General features: G+C 60.2%; 14 protein-coding genes. 8 read left to right on the forward strand and 6 right to left on the reverse strand.

Annotated elements, in window-relative coordinates:
• Positions 1-37: 37 nt before the first annotated feature.
• The gene (locus tag PHAMO_RS02410; RefSeq protein ID WP_040566082.1) at positions 38-1,771 is read left to right on the forward strand and encodes a sensor histidine kinase; all 1,734 of its coding nucleotides are present in this window, start codon (positions 38-40) and stop codon (positions 1,769-1,771) included.
• A 66-nt stretch (positions 1,772-1,837) separates the two neighbouring features.
• Here the strand turns inward: PHAMO_RS02410 and PHAMO_RS02415 are convergent, their stop codons facing one another.
• The 3 genes from PHAMO_RS02415 to PHAMO_RS19225 form a co-directional block, all read right to left on the reverse strand.
• The gene (locus PHAMO_RS02415) at positions 1,838-2,305 is read right to left on the reverse strand and encodes a DNA polymerase III subunit chi (protein WP_002726062.1); all 468 of its coding nucleotides are present in this window, start codon (positions 2,303-2,305) and stop codon (positions 1,838-1,840) included.
• Positions 2,306-2,566: 261 nt separating this feature from the next.
• Entirely contained in the window at positions 2,567-3,304 is a 738-nt protein-coding gene (locus PHAMO_RS02420; RefSeq protein ID WP_002726064.1) for a response regulator, read from the reverse strand.
• Positions 3,301-4,635: an ATP-binding protein gene (locus tag PHAMO_RS19225; RefSeq protein ID WP_002726066.1), complete on the reverse strand. Its 1,335-nt coding sequence runs from the start codon at positions 4,633-4,635 to the stop codon at positions 3,301-3,303. Before PHAMO_RS19225 ends, PHAMO_RS02420 begins: the two co-directional genes overlap by 4 nt.
• Before the next feature lie 211 nt (positions 4,636-4,846).
• Between PHAMO_RS19225 and PHAMO_RS02430 the strand changes: the two genes are divergently transcribed.
• Genes PHAMO_RS02430 through PHAMO_RS02445 form a run of 4 tightly spaced genes read left to right on the forward strand, consistent with a single transcriptional unit; the run spans position 4,847 to position 11,150 of the window.
• Entirely contained in the window at positions 4,847-5,287 is a 441-nt protein-coding gene (locus PHAMO_RS02430) for a FixH family protein (protein ID WP_002726068.1), read from the forward strand.
• Positions 5,288-5,308: 21 nt separating this feature from the next.
• Positions 5,309-6,619 carry a TolC family protein gene (locus PHAMO_RS02435; RefSeq protein ID WP_002726070.1) on the forward strand — a complete coding sequence of 437 codons (1,311 nt, stop codon included), beginning with the start codon at positions 5,309-5,311 and terminating at the stop codon, positions 6,617-6,619.
• A complete protein-coding gene (locus PHAMO_RS02440; protein ID WP_002726072.1) occupies positions 6,616-8,013 on the forward strand; it encodes an efflux RND transporter periplasmic adaptor subunit in 1,398 nt (465 codons plus the stop codon). The genes PHAMO_RS02435 and PHAMO_RS02440 overlap by 4 nt, the downstream gene beginning before the upstream one ends.
• A 14-nt stretch (positions 8,014-8,027) precedes the next feature.
• Positions 8,028-11,150, forward strand: coding sequence for an efflux RND transporter permease subunit (locus PHAMO_RS02445; RefSeq protein ID WP_002726074.1), 3,123 nt, complete (start codon positions 8,028-8,030; stop codon positions 11,148-11,150).
• A 90-nt stretch (positions 11,151-11,240) separates the two neighbouring features.
• On the opposite strand, the gene PHAMO_RS02450 is transcribed toward PHAMO_RS02445, so the two are convergent.
• Positions 11,241-12,878, reverse strand: a complete 1,638-nt coding sequence (locus tag PHAMO_RS02450; protein ID WP_002726076.1) for an outer membrane beta-barrel protein — start codon at positions 12,876-12,878, stop codon at positions 11,241-11,243.
• A gap of 36 nt (positions 12,879-12,914) precedes the next feature.
• Between PHAMO_RS02450 and opgC the strand changes: the two genes are divergently transcribed.
• Positions 12,915-13,097 (forward strand): OpgC domain-containing protein, encoded by a 183-nt coding sequence (gene opgC, locus PHAMO_RS20350; RefSeq protein WP_081504437.1) that lies wholly within the window; start codon positions 12,915-12,917, stop codon positions 13,095-13,097.
• On the opposite strand, the gene PHAMO_RS02455 is transcribed toward opgC, so the two are convergent.
• Positions 13,055-14,653, reverse strand: coding sequence for an outer membrane beta-barrel protein (locus tag PHAMO_RS02455; protein ID WP_162136937.1), 1,599 nt, complete (start codon positions 14,651-14,653; stop codon positions 13,055-13,057). The genes opgC and PHAMO_RS02455 overlap by 43 nt on opposite strands.
• 256 nt (positions 14,654-14,909) lie before the next feature.
• On the opposite strand from PHAMO_RS02455, the gene PHAMO_RS02460 reads away from it, so the two are divergent.
• Together PHAMO_RS02460 and PHAMO_RS02465 are read left to right on the forward strand one after the other, a co-directional pair.
• On the forward strand, positions 14,910-16,058 hold the full coding sequence (locus PHAMO_RS02460; RefSeq protein ID WP_002726079.1) for an OpgC family protein: 1,149 nt from the start codon (positions 14,910-14,912) through the stop codon (positions 16,056-16,058).
• Between the two features lie 44 nt (positions 16,059-16,102).
• A complete protein-coding gene (locus PHAMO_RS02465) occupies positions 16,103-16,753 on the forward strand; it encodes an SGNH/GDSL hydrolase family protein (protein ID WP_162136938.1) in 651 nt (216 codons plus the stop codon).
• A gap of 57 nt (positions 16,754-16,810) precedes the next feature.
• On the opposite strand, the gene PHAMO_RS02470 is transcribed toward PHAMO_RS02465, so the two are convergent.
• Positions 16,811-18,280 (reverse strand): leucyl aminopeptidase, encoded by a 1,470-nt coding sequence (locus PHAMO_RS02470; protein WP_002726084.1) that lies wholly within the window; start codon positions 18,278-18,280, stop codon positions 16,811-16,813.
• Between the last annotated feature and the right edge of the window lie 4 nt (positions 18,281-18,284).

The raw sequence follows: 18,284 nt of genomic DNA on the forward strand, positions 1-18,284 counted from the left end.
ATAGAATCTATTTCGAGGTGCAACCAAGGGGGCAGCGGTGAGTGAAGTCAAGCCGAATTCCCCACGACCATCATCAGCGAAGCAAGCCCGCCCTCCTGACGAACTGAGGGTTATTCTTCGCCTTTTGGTCATGCTGGTGGTCCTCTTGATGATCGTCGGCTCGGCTGGCTTTTCAGTTCACCTTCGGCAAGCCGCAATTGAAGATGCCGAGTCAAATACCGTCGGCGTCGCCCGGTTGCTGGACGAAACTCTAACCCGCACGCTCGGCACCACCGACATGTTGCTACGGCGGATGGCCGAAATTGCCCGCGCCCATCATCACGGCCGAATTTCCGCCGAGCAGCAACGAACTGAACTGGGTGATCTCCAGGCCAGCCTGCCGGAACGCGGCAGCATTGTCGTGATCGACGCCCAGGGCAATACCGTCGCCGCGCAGGTTCCATCGACTCTTGGAACGACAGTCAATCTGTCCGACCGGCCGTGGTTCAAGGCCCACGCCGAGGGAACCGAACTGGTCGTCGCGCCGATGGTCTTCGCCCGCTACAGCAATAATCTGATCTTCACCGTCAGCCGCCGGGTCTCGGACGATCAGGGCAACTTCATCGGCGTCGTTGCCTGCGGTATCCACGCCATCTACTTCACCAATTTCTATAACAGCCTGGTCCTGGGGCAGGACGGCGTGATCGCTGCCGCCAGCACCGAGGGGCTGATCCTGCGTCAGCCCAACCCGGAACTTTACGTCGGTCGATCGGTTCAGAGCGGGCCGATTTTCGAGGCCGCAGTAAACAAGCCGGCCGGAACCGTCATCGGCCCGTCCCTGTCCGATGGAATCGACCGGATCAGTGCCTATCGCCGCTTGAAGGATTACGACATCGTGGTGGTCGCCGGCATGGCGCTCGACGAAGTGCTCGCACCGTGGTGGTCAACCGTGGGTGCCCTGCTCATCGCCCTGTTTCTGGCGGGAACCGCCGTGGCCGGGTTGGCGGTGATGGCTTTTCGCGGCATCGGGCGCGAGCAGGCGATCCTGGCCGGGCTGGAACAGCGGGTGCAAGAGCGAACCGAAGAGGCTGAACACCGCGCCGAGGAAGCCCGCCTCGCCAACGAAAGCAAGACCCGCTTTCTTGCCGCCGCCAGCCACGATCTGCGCCAACCGCTTCAGGCCGCAGGCATGTTCGCCGAAGTTTTATCCTCCCGGATCACCGATCCCAGCACCGCCACCGTCGTCGATAAACTGCGCCGGAGCATCGAGGCAACCAACTCGCTGCTGGGGTCTCTGCTCGACGTCTCGGCCCTGGAAGCAGGCAAAATCACCCCCAATCTAAGCACGTTCCGGCTGATGCCGCTGCTGGCTGCCCTGGTTGACCAGATCGAGCCGGAAGCGACCAGCCGGGGACTGTCGATCGGCGCGGTCCCGACCGAGGCCCGGATCGTCAGCGACCCGGTCCTGCTGGAACGGTTGTTGCGCAACCTGCTGGTCAACGCCGTCCGCTACACCGAAACAGGCGGCATTCTGATCGGATGCCGCCATCGTGGCGACCATGTTGCGATCCAGGTTTGGGATACAGGCATCGGCATCCCCGCCAGCAAAGTCGCCAAAGTGTTCGACGACTTCACCCGAATCGACCGGCCAGGAACAACAGCCGATTCACGCGGCCTTGGCCTTGGTCTTGGCGTGGTGCGACGGATGGCGGGGCTGCTCGATCATCCTCTGGAGGTCCGCACCCTCACCGGCCGGGGATCGTGTTTCGGCGTCCTGGTACCCAGAGGGTAGGCGAGTCAAATTCGCGCGATGCACCGTGAGGACATCACGCGAGAACTCGCCGTCCTGGCAAACGCCCTAGGAACTCGTTTCGGTACTGGCCTTTTCAACCCAGCCGCCGCTTTCGCCTTGCTGGTAGTAGGTCAGAACGTGACCGGCCTCCTTCCACTGCTTCCAGCGAATCCGTGCCGCCGCCACCGCGTCGGGGTCGGTTCCGTCGAACAGATCGAGGCAACGATCGAATTCCCCGACCGCCGCGGGCGTCACCCCGTCGCAAGCGACCAGAACCTTCGCTCCATTGGGGTTCTCTTCCTCGGCGGTTAGCCAAACCGGCTGGAGAGCGGCCTCGCCATCGCTGGCACTGCCATGCGGTAGCCACGAATCCGACTGATAGGTCCACAGGCGATCCGACAGCACCTGGACCCGTTCGGTCGAACCGGCCAGAACCACTACCCGCAGCCCCGCTGCCAGAACTTTTTCCAACAGACGCGGCAAGGCATGTTCAAGCGGCCAACGGGTGAGGTGATAAAAGCCAATCCTGCTCATAACCAAACACTTAGCACGACGCCTTCGGCACGGCTAGAATTGGCCGCCCGTTACGGTCATCATACCGATGGGCCAATCCGATGACGCTCGTTAGCACAAAACGTCGAACGGAGGTCACTCCCCCCTCTCGTCAAGGACATTACACGCCTGGACGAATCACAAACCATCCGAAATTCATGACGACACATTCTGTCAGATAGAAATAAAACTATCAGATGCGTCACATGAACAAAACTTCACTGCTGAAAAATTAACTTTTAACTACTTGATATCAACATTCACCGCCAAGACATACCCTCCCCCACGGACTGTCTTGAGCAGGTCTGGAGATTTGGGGTCGTCCTCCATTTTCCTCCGCAAACGCCCAACCTGGACATCGATGGTACGATCGAGAGGACCGGACACCCTCCCTCGGGCCAAGTCGAGCAACTGGTCGCGACTCAATACCTGATGCGGGTGTCTGAGAAAGGCAAGCAGGAGGTCGAACTCGCCGCTGGTCATCTCGACGAGCACACCATCGGATGACGTGAGGCGGCGGCGCTTGGCGTCCAACGTCCATCCCGAAAAGACAAAGACTTCGCCGGTTCTCCCCTCCGTGTTCACGTCTTGCGGATTGGTAGGAACTGTCGGAAAAGACGGCCCCGACCGGCGCAGAACCGCCCGGATGCGGGCAAGCAATTCCCTGGTGCTGAATGGTTTCGCGAGGTAGTCGTCAGCCCCCATTTCCAGCCCCACCACCCGGTCGATCTCGGAACCCATGGCGGTCAGCATTATGATCGGCGTGGCCGTGGTTGCGCGCAGGTGACGACAGAGGGACAGACCATCCTCGCCCGGCAGCATCAGGTCGAGGATGATCAGGTCGATAACCTCCCCCTCCAGGGCACACCGCATCGCAGTCCCATCGCCGACACTCGTCACCTGGTAGCCCTGGGCGCTCAGGGCCTGGCTCACCAGATCGCAAATTTCAGCATCGTCATCGACGACCAGGATGCTCGTCATACCTCTTTCTCCTGCGGCAAAATGACGACCACACGCATCCCTCCCCCCTGGCGATCTTCTAGATGGATGTCTCCCCCATGAGCGCGAATGATGTCACGCGCCACCGTCATCCCCAGGCCAATGCCACCCATCTGGCGATTGCGCGACCCGTCGAGACGGTAAAATGGATTGAAAACCTTTTCTCGCTCCGCGACGGGTATCCCAGCCCCCCGATCTTCGACAATCACCTCGACAGTTGAACCGATGCGCCGGGCTTGAACCTTCGCCTCGCGACCATAGCGGGCGGCATTCTCGATCAGGTTGGTGAGGGCGCGCTTCATCGCTGTCGGGCGGCAGGCACAGACCAGACGCGTGCTCCATTCAAAATCCGCGATCAGACCGATGTCGGTAATGTCGTCGCAGATCACCGCGAGCGTCGCCGCGAGATCAATGCTCTGGGTCGCCTCGTTTACGGCTTCGTCACGGGCGAATTCCAGGCTGGACGCCACCATCGCTTCCATTTCCGTCAAGTCATGCAACATCTTGTCTCGGCCGTCCCCCTCGGGCAGCAGATCCATCCGCAACCGCATGCGGGTGATCGGGCTTCGCAGATCGTGGCTGATCGCCGCCAGCATCTGAGTGCGATCCTCGACGAAACGGCGGATTCGATCCTGCATTTCGTTAAAGGCAGCAACGGCACGACGGACCTCCCAAGGCCCATCCTCGGGCAGACGGGGGGCATTGACGTCTCGACCGAGGCGGTCGGCGGCGGCGGCGAAGGTCGCCAAGGGTCGGCCGACCCAACTCGTTGCCAGGGACCCAAATACCAGAATGGCGACCATCATCGCCAAAGTGGACAAGGCCGCATGGGGCGACCACCACGAGGCGTCGCGAACCATCGTCATCTCGAAATTGACCCAGCGCCCGTCATTTAACAGGAAAGACACCTGCATCGCCCGATCATGGGGAAACCCGGTCAACAGGTTAATCCAGAGTCCCCGACCTTGGTCGGAAGACGTCTGGTGATGGGCGACGCGAAGACGAGAATGATCGACAGTTGCGAAATAGGGCTTGAGGGCAGCCTGCACCATTGACAGCTCGTCTTCGTCGGAATGGCGTCCCTCAACTTTCGGGTGATCCGACAACGAAATCGCTGTGATCGCACCGCCCAATTCGCCAACCAGGGCGGCCCTCTCTTGTGGCGGGGTTTTATCGAGCAGATGGGTGATGACGGCGATGTGGTCGGCGCAAAGCCGTTCACTGGTTTCGATGAGGCTATCTCGCCGGTCATTAGACAGGAAATAGGTACCGGCGACGTGCGAGATCGTCAATCCGACCAGCAGAACGATCATGGTTCTGCCTGCGACAGAATCTGGAAGGAATGACGTCATCTCACGACAGCCTCGCCGATCAGAACGGGAATGTACTTTTACCAAATACTAATCGGCAATGAAAAAACATATGTAAATAACTGTTCATTACAATTTTTACAAAACTTTACACGTCAGATCGACGTAAATCACACAAGATAATCACCACTCTTCTCTGCTTCTGGATCAAAAGATGAAGGTGGAACCGCACCGGATGACAATGGCCGCCATTCTCGGGATGGCGATGGCCTTAGGCTCGGAGACGGCCAAGGCCGATCCAAGGGATTACCAATTCGAAGCGGCGCAGCCCCAGATCGCTGTGTCACCCAGTGCCCCCCTGGCAATCCGGCTGATCCATGTTCCTTCGGGAAAGGCGTTGACCGACGCCATCTTGTTCCAGCCGAAACTGGAAATGCCGATGGGCGCGGCGACGATGCCGACCAAGATCACGCCGTCCACTCCCGACGGCAAGGGACTCTATCCTTTCGTCGCCGATGTCGCGATGGCTGGGCCGTGGACCTTGACTGTCTCGGCCAAGGTTCAAGGGGAAGCCGCCACCCTCACCGGCAAGGTTCTGTTCACCGCCGTCGCCTCCGATCCGGCCGGTTCAAGGGATCACGGACACGGGCATTAAACCGGAGTGACAGGAGGCAGCATGACGATGAAGGCAAGACGAACCGTCGTGACCATGGCGTTGCTCGCGGCGTTTGCCTCGTGCCCCCCGGCCTGGGCAGAGGAGGCGGGAAGCGGTCCTGAGCTTACCTCGATGTCCTCGTCTGGCGGTTCGGTCGATAGCCTCCTCAATCGTGCGCGCCAGATGAGTCTCGAGCTTCAAGTGGCCGCTCTGGAGGCGGAAGCGGCTACCGCCAGGATCGAAGGAGCGGGTTCCCTGGCCGACCCCAAACTGTCGTTGTCGGTCGAGGACTGGAACACCAACCGCAATGGCGGCTTCTTTCCCGGCAACCCGGCGGCCAGCACCATGAAGAAGCTTCGTTTATCCCAGGAACTACCGTTCTGGGGGAAACGTGACCTCAAGCGCGAGATCGCCGCCGCCGGAGCCCGCAAGGCAGCCGTGCTCAAGCGTCAGGTCGAGAACGACCTGATCGCACGGGTGAAGTTCGCCTACGCCGACTATCACTCGGCTCATCTGGTGATCGAGGCGGCAAAGGATTTGCGGACCCGTCTCGACACGCTGGCTCGGCTGGCTCGTGTCCGTTACGCCCAAGCTCTGGGGCGCTTGCAGGATGTGACGCGGGCCGAGGTTGAGAAGTCCTCTCTCGATGCCGAGATCGTTCGTGTCGAGGGGGAACGCCGCAAGGCGCGAGCCAGGATCAATCGGTTGCTGGCCCGCCCCCTCGACACCCCCCTACTCGAAACGCCGATTGCCCGTCCGATCCCGGTGTTGGAGAGCTTGGATCTTGCGGTTTTGAGCGAACGGGCACAATCGGAGAACCCCGATATCCTGGCACAGATCGCCACTATCGAAGGTTCGGACAAGGCACTCAGCCTCGCCGAACGCAGTTGGTATCCCGATTTCGAGGTCGGCGTCAGCGCAGTCAAACGGGAGGGCGATTGGCGCGGTTACGAGGCCATGGTCAGCATGAACCTGCCCTTGCAGTGGGGGCTGCGGGAGTCCGACATCGGTGAAGCCAAGGCAATGACCGCCGCCGCCCGCGCGAAACGCGAAGTGCGATCTCGGGAATTGGACAACGAGGTCGCCGACGCCTGGATCAGCCTCAAATCCGCACATGAGGTGGAAATGCTACTGCGCGAAAGCCAGTTGCCCCAAGCCGAAATCGGCTTCCAGGCCGCCTTGCGCAGTTACGAATTCGGACGGAGTGAGATGGTTGACGTGTTCCAGAGCGAACAGCAGGTGTGGAAATCGCATATCGACCTCGTGAAGGTCGTGTTCGAGCAACAAGTCCGCCTCGCCGAGTTGGAGAAATTGGTGGGACGCGACCTATGAAACAGCCTTCCCCCTTCGTCATCGGCGGAATTGCCGTCCTTGCCGCGCTGGGGGGTGGCTACTGGATCGGTCGCTCCAGCCATGGTGACGTCCAGCCGCCCGTTGCTACCGGCAGGACGATGGAACGCCAGATCCTGTTTTACCAGAATCCAGACGCCACCCCGGATTACTCGCCCGTTCCCAAGAGGGATGTCCAGGGGCGCGACTACACTCCGGTCTACGCCGATCCCGATCCCAATCCTGTTCCGGCCACCAAACCGCAGGAGCATGGCAAGATTCTCTATTACCGCAATCCGATGGGCCTGCCCGACAGATCACCCGTGCCGAAACAGGACAGCATGGGGATGGATTACGTTCCGGTCTACGAAGGGGACGACAACGGGACCACGATCCGAATCAGCCCCGAGAAGGTACAGAAACTAGGTGTCCGGACGGAAACGGCACGGATGAACACGCTTACCCGCTCGGTCCGCGCCGTCGGTTCGGTTCAGATCGACGAACGCAACTTGCATGTCGTTACTGCGAAATTTGAAGGCTATATCGAACGCCTGCATGTCAACCAGACGGGCCAGATGGTTAGGCGAGGCCAACCCTTGATGGAGGTCTACAGCCCCGACTTGGTTCTGGCCGAGCAGGAATATCAGGTAGCCATGACGGGAGCGCAGGCCCTGAACCAAGCCAGCCGGGATGCACAGGAGTCCGCGCGGTCGCTGGCCGAGGGGGCCTTGACCCGTCTCCGAAACCTCGACGTGTCCGCCGCCCAGATCGAGCGGTTGCGGCAGGGAGGGGCGGCCAGCCGAACCCTGACCCTTGCCGCTCCCGCTTCGGGGATCGTCGTGGAGAAGCGGGCGATCCAAGGAATGCGGTTCATGCCCGGCGAGATGCTGTATCAGATCGCCGACCTATCTCGAATCTGGGTGGTTGCCGATGTGTTCGAACAAGACTTAGCTCAGGTCAGAGTTGGCCTGACCGCCAAGGCCAGTTTCGACGCCTTGCCGGGTTCGAGTTTTACCGGCAAGGTCACATTCATCTCCCCCTTCGTGACGCCAGAGACCCGCACCGTCAAGGTCCGAATCGAACTGCTGAACCCCGATGGGCGCCTCAAACCCGCCCTTTACGGCACGGTGGATCTGGCATCGCCGGTCGCGGATCGGCCGGTGCTGACCATCCCTGATTCTGCAATCCTCGACAGCGGCACCCGGCAAACCGTGTTGGTGGAACGGGGGGACGGACTTTACGAACCGCGCGAGGTGAAGGTTGGCACACGGGCGGGCGGCTTGATCGAAGTGCGCGATGGGGTGGCCGAAGGGGAAAAAGTGGTCGTTCGCGCCAACTTCCTGATCGACGCAGAAAGCAACCTGCGTGCCGCCCTGCAAAGTTTCCACTCACACTGAGGCGTAGACCCGCCATGATCGCCGCAATCATTCGCTGGTCCGCCCGCAATGTCTTCCTCGTTCTGCTGGGAACCATTTTCATCATCGGTGCCGGAACGCTGGCGGTCAAACGCCTGCCGCTCGACGCACTCCCCGACCTGTCCGACGTACAGGTGATCCTCTACACCGAGGTGCCAGGACAGGCTCCCCAGGTGGTAGAGGATCAAGTCACCTATCCACTCACGACCGCCATGCTGAGTGTACCGAGATCGAAAACGGTTCGTGGGTTCTCGTTCTTCGGCGTCTCTTTTGTCTACATCATCTTCGAAGACGGCACCGACATCTATTGGGCACGGTCGCGGGTGCTGGAATATCTCAGTTCTGCGGCCAAGCGTATGCCGACAGGCGTGACGCCTACTCTTGGCCCCGACGCGACCGGGGTGGGATGGGTCTACCAGTACGTGGTTCTGGCCAAGGATCGGACGCTCGCCGAGTTACGCACGATCCAGGACTGGTATATCCGCTACCAACTGGCCAAGGCCGAAGGCGTGGCCGAGGTTGCAAGTGTCGGTGGGTTCGTCCAGCAATATCAGGTGGTGGTCGATCCACAACGGCTCCAGGCCTATGGCATTCCACTGTCCAAGATCACCGAGGTGATCCGCAAGAGCAACATAGACGTCGGCGGCCGGACGGTAGAGTTAGCCGAGACAGAATTCGTCGTCCGAGGACATGGATACCTGCGAGGAATCGACGACATAGAAAACCTTGTCCTGAAATCGGACAAAGGTACTCCGGTACTGGTACGAGACGTCGCACGAGTCGAACTCGGTCCCGACGAACGACGAGGCATCGCCGAACTCAATGGCGAAGGCGAGGTGGTCAGCGGCATTGTGCTGCAACGGTTCGGCCAGAACGCCCTGTCCGTTATCGAGCACGTCAAGGCCAAGATCACCGAGTTATCGCCAGGTTTGCCCGAGGGCGTCTCGATCAAGGCGGTCTACGACCGCTCCGACCTGATCCTGCGCGCGATCGACACACTGAAGCGGACCCTGATCGAGGAAAGTGTCATCGTCGCGATCGTCTGCATGGTCTTTCTGCTGCATCTGCGCTCGGCGCTGGTGGCGATCGTCATGCTGCCTGTCGGCGTACTGGTCGCCGCCATCGTCATGAACGCCTTGGGCATGACGTCCAACATCATGTCGCTGGGCGGGGTGGCCATCGCGGTGGGAGCGATGGTGGACGCGGCGATAGTCATGATCGAAAATGCCCACAAGCACCTGGAGCGGATGAAACCTGGGGACAATCGTGCCGAGGCTCTAATCTCAGCTGCCATCGAAGTCGGCCCCAGCCTGTTCTTCGGCCTGTTGATCATCACCGTTTCGTTCCTGCCGGTGTTTGCCCTGGAAGCCCAGGAAGGACGGCTGTTCAAGCCGCTTGCTTTCACGAAGACCTTCACGATGGCCGCAGCCGCCCTGCTGTCGGTGACGCTGGTTCCTGTGCTGATGATGCTGTTCATTCGGGGACGGATCGTTCCAGAGAGCCGGAATCCAATCAATCGCGCCATGATCTGGGCCTACCGCCCGATCATCACCGGCGTGATGCGGGCCAAGACCGCGACCATCGCCCTTGCCGTTCTCGTTCTCGCCGCCTCATGGTTTCCGTTGTCGCGGCTGGGTGCCGAATTCATGCCGACTTTGAACGAAGGCACCCTGCTCTACATGCCAACCACGCTCCCCGGTCTGTCGATCACCAAAGCGACCGAGTTGCTCCAGACCCAGGACAAGATAATCAAGAGCTTCCCCGAGGTGGAATCGGTTTGGGGCAAGGCGGGTCGGGCTGGCACCGCCACCGATCCCGCCCCCTCCGAGATGTTCGAAACCGTGATCAACCTGAAGCCTGAATCCGAGTGGCGCCCCGGCATGACCACGGACAAGCTGATCGCCGAAATGGACAAGGCCCTCCAGATGCCAGGGGTCTCCAACGCCTGGACCATGCCGCTGCGCGCCCGGATTGACATGCTGTCAACCGGCATCCGCACTCCGATCGGCATCAAGGTGTTCGGCAAGGATCTCGACGAAATGGAGGTGTTGGCCCGTCAGATCGAAGCCGCGGTGCGAACCGTTCCCGGCACCTCCTCCGCTTATGCCGAGCGCATCGGCGGAGGCTATTACCTCAACATCGAACCTGACCGGCCCCAGCTTGCGCGCTACGGTGTCACCATTGGCGATCTCCAGGAGGTAGTCCTCACCGCCCTCGGGGGTGAAACCGTCACCACCACAGTCGAAGGGCGTGAACGCTTTTCGGTTAACGTGCGTTATCCTCGTGCGTTTCGCTCCGACCCGCAGGCCATCGCCGAGAAAGTGCTGGTGGCAGGCACCGACGGGACGCAGGTGCCGTTGGGCCAATTGGCCCGGATCCACCTGTCGAAGGGGCCGACGGGCATTCGTACCGAGAACGCATTGCTATCGACCTACATCTATGTAGACATCCGCGACCGCGACATCGCCTCCTATGTCGCCGATGCGCGCAAGGCCGTCCAGGCTTCGGTGAAAATGCCGTCTGGCTATTTCATCACTTGGTCGGGACAGTTCGAGTACATGGAGCGCGCGAGCGAGACTCTGAAGATTGTTGTGCCGTTAACGATCAGCATCATCTTCCTGCTGCTCTATCTGAATTTCAGACGAGTGACCGAGGCCTTGATCGTGATGACCTCGCTGCCCTTTGCCCTCGTGGGGGGGCTGTGGCTACAATGGTACCTCGGCTACAACATGAGTGTGGCGGTGGCAATCGGCTACATCGCCCTGGCAGGAGTCGCCGCCGAGACTGGGGTGGTGATGCTGATCTATCTCGATCATGCCCTGAACGACCTCAAGGCAAAGCGCGCGGCTGAAGGTATCCCCTTCACGCGAGCCGATCTTTACCTCGCGATCATGGAGGGAGCGGTCGAACGGGTGCGACCCAAGATGATGACCGTGGTGGCGATCATGGCCGGTCTGCTTCCGATCATGTGGAGTACCGGCACAGGCTCCGAACTGATGCGTCGCATCGCCATGCCGATGGTCGGCGGCATGGTGTCATCCACCCTGCTGACTCTGATCGTCATCCCGGCGATCTACGGCTTGGTCAAACAGCATGCGATTCCGCGAGAGGCCGCTTGATACCGGCCAACCCATCAATTCACGGGCCGGTTGGCATGAGACTCTTAAGGGGGGGGCTGATCCTGCGGGCCGAATTTGCGGCCTCGCCTCTCAATTCCAGTTCTTCCCATTACCGAGATCCCCGAACGTGTAGGAGACCTGTCCGAACACCATGGTACGGTCAAAGACCTCGCGGATGGGAGAGGAGGGAATCCCGACGAATGGGAATTGCGTCGTTCCCTCGGACTGCATGCGCCAGCGACGCGTGCCGATTCCGATACTCATACGGTCGGTAACGAAATAGGACAGGGTCGCCTCAAGCTGATAGCCGCTACCTTCGGCATCTTCTCCCAAGGGATTGATGTCCGGGCGCATCCAGTGATTGTCCTCGCTGCCGGTGGTGCTGAGCCACGGCAGCCATGCCGCTTCGGCAGACAATTTCAGCCGTTCCGCCAGCCAGACGTCGCCGGCCACGCCAAGTCGGGCGGAGTTCCACAAGAATCTGCGGCTGAGCATAAGCTGGTCTGGGCCGACTACGGGTGAGGGCGATCCGGGAGGCTCGCAGATGAACGGATTGGTGGCGATCTGGGTGCAACCGTAAGCGTTTTGCCGTTCGTCGTAATAGCTGTAGCCGACAAACGGTCCGGCCCGCCAGCCGCCGCTCATGAAGGCGTAGCCCACATCGATGGTCGCATAGAGGCTCTGGCTATTCTTACGGATATGGACAGTTTTGGAATAGGGGTCGGGAGGGAGGAAGAAATCCTCATCGTACATGTCTGCGCCATCGGCGAATGCAATGCCGCCGACAAACCCTTTCAAGAAGGCTCCGGAATGGTGGTCAATTCGACCAAATACTTCCGTCATCGTGCCTGTTCCAGGCCAGGTCAGGCGGGAATTCATCGCAGATTTATTGTATAGGTCGAACAGGTCGTAGCGGAAATTGCCGGTAGTCCAGCCCGCGCGCGTGCCAAATTCGATGGAAAAATCGCGGATTGGGGGAGACTCTTCGGCAACCGCCGGCGACGGGCCAAAATGGTAGTTTATTCCAAATTTCAGGGCATTGAAGGACTGACGGGCGGTCGCTCCGTAAGCCTTCTGAACAGGCAAATAGGAGCTATCCAGAGATTGTTTGCCGAATCGGTAATGGGTGAACTCGCTCTTCAGCGACAGGCCATCCCCCAGAGCTTGCTCAACACCAAGTCCGGCATTTCCGCCTAAAAGGTTCTGCGTCGACTCAATAGACGGACCAGGGACGTAGTAGTCCCCGGCGGAAATCGAGAGACTCTGGTGAGCGTAGCTTGGGCCACCTTTGACGAAAAGCAACGTGGACCCTTCGGCGTAACCGATCCGTGCGTCCAAGCTGGCGAGTGCATCGATCTCCGAGTGGCAGGTCCAGCCGAAGAAACCGCTGGGATTGCTACAAACGGCATTGCCGGTGAGGGTCGATGCATCGATTTCTCCCTCGACTCCAACCACCCAATGGCGTCCGACGGGCCAATTGTAGCCCAGAGTCAAGCCGCCCAGAAGACCCATCTGGCTGCCGCTGGCCGGGAACAGGGATTCGTTGGGGGCCGCGAGAATACCAGTCGGGTCCGACCAATCGGTAGCACCCCACGCCGTTCCGAAATTCAGGCCAGCATAGAAACCGTCCCAACTGGAGGCGGGAATCACGGCCATCGACTGATCGGCGGCGAAAGACTGGCTGGCCAATAACGCGCCAACGGCGGCTACGATAATACTCTTTCGCATACGCTTTCTCGATAGCCTCTCAGTTAGCTCAATAAGATCAATCCCTGGGCAGCCCTGGCACCGTCAGTCGGACTTTACCTGGCTATCCAGATCGGCGACCTCAACTTTCCCAATTACCCGACCAGCGGGACTTGGTTTTTCAACCCGATGGCCTGGCAAATGATGTTCGTCGCCTCTCAATTCCAGTTCTTCCCATTACCGAGATCCCCGAACGTGTAGGAGACCTGTCCGAACACCATGGTACGGTCAAAGACCTCGCGGATGGGAGAGGAGGGAATCCCGACGAATGGGAATTGCGTCGTTCCCTGGGACTGCATGCGCCAGCGACGCATGCCGATTCCGATACTCATACGGTCGGTAACGAAATAGGACAGGGTCGCCTCAAGCTGATAGCCGCTACCTTCGGCATCTTCTCCCAAGGGGTTGATGTTTGGGCGCATCCAGTGATTGTCCTCGCTGCCGGTGGTGCTGAGCCACGGCAGCCATGCCGCTTCGGCAGACAATTTCAGCCGTTCCGCCAGCCAGACGTCGCCGGCCACGCCAAGTCGGGCGGAGTTCCACAAGAATCTGCGGCTGAGCATAAGCTGGTCTGGGCCGACTACGGGTGAGGGCGATCCGGGAGGCTCGCAGAAAAGCGGATTGGTGGCGATCTGGGTGCAACCGTAAGCGTTTTGCCGTTCGTCGTAATAGCTGTAGCCGACAAACGGTCCGGCCCGCCAGCCGCCGCTCATGAAGGCGTAGCCCACATCGATGGTCGCATAGATACTCTGGCTATTCTTACGGATCTGGACAGTTTTGGAATAGGGGTCAGAATAGGGTGGGAAATCTTCATCGTACATGTCTGCGCCATCGGCGAATGAAATGCCGCCGACAAACCCTTTCAAGAAGGCCCCGGAATGGTGGTCAATTCGACCAAATACTTCCGTCATCGTGCCTGTTCCAGGCCAGGTCAGGCGGGAATTCATCGCAGATTTATTGTATAGGTCGAACAGGTCGTAGCGGAAATTGCCGGTAGTCCAGCCCGCGCGCGTGCCAAATTCGATGGAAAAATCGCGGATTGGGGGAGACTCTTCGGCAACCGCCGGCGACGGGCTAAAATGGTAGTTTATTCCAAATTTCAGGGCATTGAAGGACTGACGGGCGGTCGCTCCGTAAGCCTTCTGAACAGGCAAATAGGAGCTATCCAGAGATTGTTTGCCGAATCGGTAATGGGTGAACTCGCTCTTCAGCGACAGGCCATCCCCCAGAGCTTGCTCAACACCAAGTCCGGCATTTCCGCCTAAAAGGTTCTGCGTCGACTCAATAGACGGACCAGGGACGTAGTAGTCCCCGGCGGAAATCGAGAGACTCTGGTGAGCGTAGCTTGGGCCACCTTTGACGAAAAGCAACGTGGACCCTTCGGCGTAACCGATCCGTGCGTCCAAGCTGGCGAGTGCATCGATCTCCGAGTGGCAGGTCCAGCCGAAGAAACCGCTGGGATTGCTGCAAACGGCATTGCCGGTGAGGGTCGATGCATCGATTTCTCCCTCGACTCCAACCACCCAATGGCGTCCGACGGGCCAATTGTAGCCCAGAGTCAAGCCGCCCAGAAGACCCATCTGGCTGCCGCTGGCCGGGAACAGGGATTCGTTGGGGGCCGCGAGAATACCAGTCGGGTCCGACCAATCGGTAGCACCCCACGCCGTTCCGAAATTCAGGCCAGCATAGAAACCGTCCCAACTGGAGGCGGGAATCACGGCCATCGACTGATCGGCGGCGAAAGACTGGCTGGCCAATAACGCGCCAACGGCGGCTACGATAATACTCTTTCGCATACGCTTTCCCGATAGCCTCTCAGTTAGCTCACCGAAGCACCCTCGGCCGACTTCAATACAATCAATATTGTATCAATATGTTAACTACGATGAAACTCATCCAATTGCAACGATTGACCGCCTCAGAGGCATGGGGCGAAAAACTTGCCGAATCAAACCACGTTCCAATAAAATGGGGAGTAAATCCGCGACCAAGACCTCGCCCCGGATGCCGACCATGGACAAGTCTCGCCGCGACCCTTTGATTGACGCCGTTCGTGGCCTAGCCCTGGTCATGATTTTCATCAATCACGTCCCAGGAAATCCGCTAGAAGAACTCACCTCGCGCAACTTCGGCCCGTCCGACGCCACCGAGCTGTTCGTTTTTCTTGCTGGTTATTCCGCTGCTATCGTCTATGGCCGTCGAATGGAGCGTGACGGGCTGGTTCGCACCAGTTTCCGGCTGTGGGGACGGGCGTTCAATCTCTATGTCCTCCACTTGTTCACCTTGCTGCTGGCCACGGCTATCGCCGCTACCGCCTCGCTGGTCACCGCCGATCCCCATCTGCTTGATTGGATCAATCTCGGCCCGATCTTCTTCGATCCAGTGCCGACCCTGATCGGTGTGGTGACGCTCGGGCATCAGGCTGGTTATTTCAACATCCTGCCCCTCTATATCCTTCTTATGGCTGCCGCTTCGGTCATGCTGCCGCTGGTTAAGATTAATCCCTGGGCAGCCCTGGCACCGTCAGTCGGACTTTACCTGGCTGTCCAGATCGGCGACCTCAATTTTCCCAATTACCCGACCAGCGGGACTTGGTTTTTCAACCCGATGGCCTGGCAAATGATGTTCGTCATCGGTCTGGTCTGCGGCAACCGAGCCCGAAACGGCCTGATCCCTGTACCCTATCATCCGTTCGTGGCGATGGCGGCCGGGCTGGTGATCGTGGTCGGACTGGGGATGAAACTGGCTGGATACTATCCATCGCCGGACGCCCTACCGCTGCCGTTCTTCATGTTTGGCCAGGATAAGACGTTCATGACCGTGCCCCGCTTGGTCCACGCCCTCGCCCTGCTCTATCTGGGGGCACATTTCGGTGCCCGCGCCGCCCTGCGCTGGCTTGGCCCAATCGGACGGAGCCTTGAGGAGATGGGGCGGCACGGTCTCCTGATCTTTTGCACCGGGTCGGTGTTCGCCATCCTGGCCCAGCTGTGCCTGTTCGCGATCGACGCCGACCGGCTGACCGCCGGGGCGGTGGTTCTGGCCGGATTGGCTGGCCTGATGTTCTTGGCAAAGGGACGGTCATGGTATCTTGGAGTTTCTCGCGTGGAGCAACAACTCGGCTCATCGCCGCAGCCATCGGCCTTGCCTGCCAACTCGGTATAGAACCGGCCAGAGCCCAACCCCAATCCTGCCCGTCCGAAACCAGCGTGAGAGTTGACTATCGTCACGCTCTACCCCACGTCGCCGCCAAGCTCGCCGGTGGCGGCCCTGTGCGGGTGGTGACCCTGGGGTCGTCCTCGACTGCCGGGTTCGGTGCCAGTTCGGCCGATCATTCCTATCCGACCCGCCTCGGCGAACTGCTGGCCCAGGCATTCCGTAACGACCAGATCGAGGTGATCAACAGCGGCATCAACGGCCAGAACGCCGAGGAAATGGTCGCCCGCCTGTATCACGATGCCATCGAAGAAGGCGCCGATCTGGTCATCTGGCAGACCGGCACCAACGACGCGGTGTCGCGCATCGACCCGGAGAAGTTCCGCGACCACCTCGAACGGGGCATCGCTTGGTTAGCCGAGGCCGGAATCGACCTTATCCTGATGGACCCGCAATTCTATCCCGGCCTGCGCTCTCAGCCGGTTTATGAACGGTATGTCGAAGTCATGCGGGAAACGGCGGCACGGCATGATGTGCCCCTGTTTCCCCGCTATGAACTGATGCGTCACTGGGCCTCGCTATCCCCGCCACCAGCCTTCCTCTCCGATGACCGCTTCCATCTCAATGATGACGGCTATGCTTGTATTGCCGAACTGGTCGCGGCCATGATTATCCATGCGGTGCGGGACGGGCCGCAGACCTAAGCTCAACCCAGGCTCCGTTCGCCGGTATCGCACGAGGCCGAAGCGGCAAGCGCCTGTTTACCCTCCGGCCAAAGCGTCGAACAACCTGACTCCAAAGCCAGTCGCGGATTCTGGACAGAGCGGGTCGTCTTCGTCGGCAAATTCCTTCCCCGCCATATCGATATGCGCCCAGGGCAGATCGGGCGGGACGAAGTGCCACAGGAACCGGGCAGCATCGTCATTGTCCGGCACCTCGCCCCACGAGCAATTGCGCAGATCGGCAATGTCGGACTTGATGTCCTCGTCACAGGATTCGGTGATCGGCAACCGCCATAGCGGCTCGGCCTCGGCCTTGCCCAGCGTCAACAGCCTTTTTGCCAGCCGGTCGTCATTAGCGTAGAGACCAGCGTAGAAATCGCCCAGAACCTCTTCGACCGTACCCGTCAGAGTGGCGATATCGACCATCGCCCGCGGAGCGAGCGTCCTGGCGGCATAGGCCAGCGCATCGGCCAGAACCAGCCGTCCCTCGGCATCGGTATCGATCACTTCGACAGTCAGGCCAGAAGCGGACACCCATACGTCGCCGGGACGTTGGGCTCGGCCCGAAGGCATGTTTTCCGCCAACGCCAACACGCCGACGACATGGGCGCAGGCCTTACGCCCAGCGATGGCACGAACCGCACCGATGACCGCTGCGGCCCCAGCCATGTCGGCCTTCATCAACTCCATCTCGTCATCGTCGGCCTTGATGGTGATGCCGCCGGAATCAAAGGTAATTCCCTTGCCGACCAGAACCAGAGGCGGTTCCGTGCAACCACGCCAGCGGAGCAAGACCAATCGCGGCGGGCGGGCGCTACCTCGTCCCACCGCCGCCAACAGCCCCAACCCGGCGGCGGCAATCGCGGTCTCGTCCAGCACCGTTACCTCGACGCCCAGACTTTCCAACTGACGGGCGCGGGCGACGAATTCATCCGGTCCCAGCACGTTGGCCGGTTCGTCGGTCAGATCGCGGGCTAGAAACACGCCTTGCGCCACCGCGTCACGGGCGTCGAACAACGCCTGCGCCCGATCGGGATCGTCAGTGGTGATCGTCACCGCCTCCAGCACCGGCGGGCGGTCGTCCTCATCGTCGGGATCAAGCCGGGTCCGGTATTGACGCAATGGACGATAGGATTTCAGCCGCACCCCATAGGCCAATTCCGCCGCCATCTCGGGCGGCAGATCAAGCGCAGCCAAGGCGTTCACCGCCCCTGACTCGTCAAAGGCGTCAAGCAACGCCCCTCCGATACGGCGTAACCGTCCAGGGCCGGGAGACTTGCGGCCCCCCAGTCCCACCGCGATCAGGGCGTCAAGCGGTGGCCGTGGAGCAAGAAACAACTCGACCTCACCGGCATCGCCAGTGAACCCAGCCTGTTTCAACGCCCCGAGCAACCGCCCATCGGGATCGAGGGCGGCGAATGCCGCCCTCGCTTGCCGCCGTCGGCCCAGGCCAACGGCGACGGTTCCGACCAGAGGAGCCTCCGATGGTCGAGCGAAAGAAATACGCACTCGG

Origin of the sequence: Magnetospirillum molischianum DSM 120 (assembly GCF_000294655.1) — a bacterium.
Taxonomy (GTDB): domain Bacteria; phylum Pseudomonadota; class Alphaproteobacteria; order Rhodospirillales; family Magnetospirillaceae; genus Phaeospirillum; species Phaeospirillum molischianum.

Bases quoted from the DNA above. Each gene is read 5' to 3' on its own strand.
- PHAMO_RS02415 (WP_002726062.1), bottom strand. From the start codon at position 2,305: ATGAGCAGGATTGGCTTTTATCACCTCACCCGTTGGCCGCTTGAACAT.
- PHAMO_RS02420 (WP_002726064.1), bottom strand. From the start codon at position 3,304: ATGACGAGCATCCTGGTCGTCGATGACGATGCTGAAATTTGCGATCTG.
- PHAMO_RS19225 (WP_002726066.1), bottom strand. From the start codon at position 4,635: ATGATCGTTCTGCTGGTCGGATTGACGATCTCGCACGTCGCCGGTACC.
- PHAMO_RS02430 (WP_002726068.1), top strand. From the start codon at position 4,847: ATGAAGGTGGAACCGCACCGGATGACAATGGCCGCCATTCTCGGGATG.
- PHAMO_RS02435 (WP_002726070.1), top strand. From the start codon at position 5,309: ATGACGATGAAGGCAAGACGAACCGTCGTGACCATGGCGTTGCTCGCG.
- PHAMO_RS02440 (WP_002726072.1), top strand. From the start codon at position 6,616: ATGAAACAGCCTTCCCCCTTCGTCATCGGCGGAATTGCCGTCCTTGCC.
- PHAMO_RS02445 (WP_002726074.1), top strand. From the start codon at position 8,028: ATGATCGCCGCAATCATTCGCTGGTCCGCCCGCAATGTCTTCCTCGTT.
- PHAMO_RS02450 (WP_002726076.1), bottom strand. From the start codon at position 12,878: ATGCGAAAGAGTATTATCGTAGCCGCCGTTGGCGCGTTATTGGCCAGC.
- PHAMO_RS02460 (WP_002726079.1), top strand. From the start codon at position 14,910: ATGGACAAGTCTCGCCGCGACCCTTTGATTGACGCCGTTCGTGGCCTA.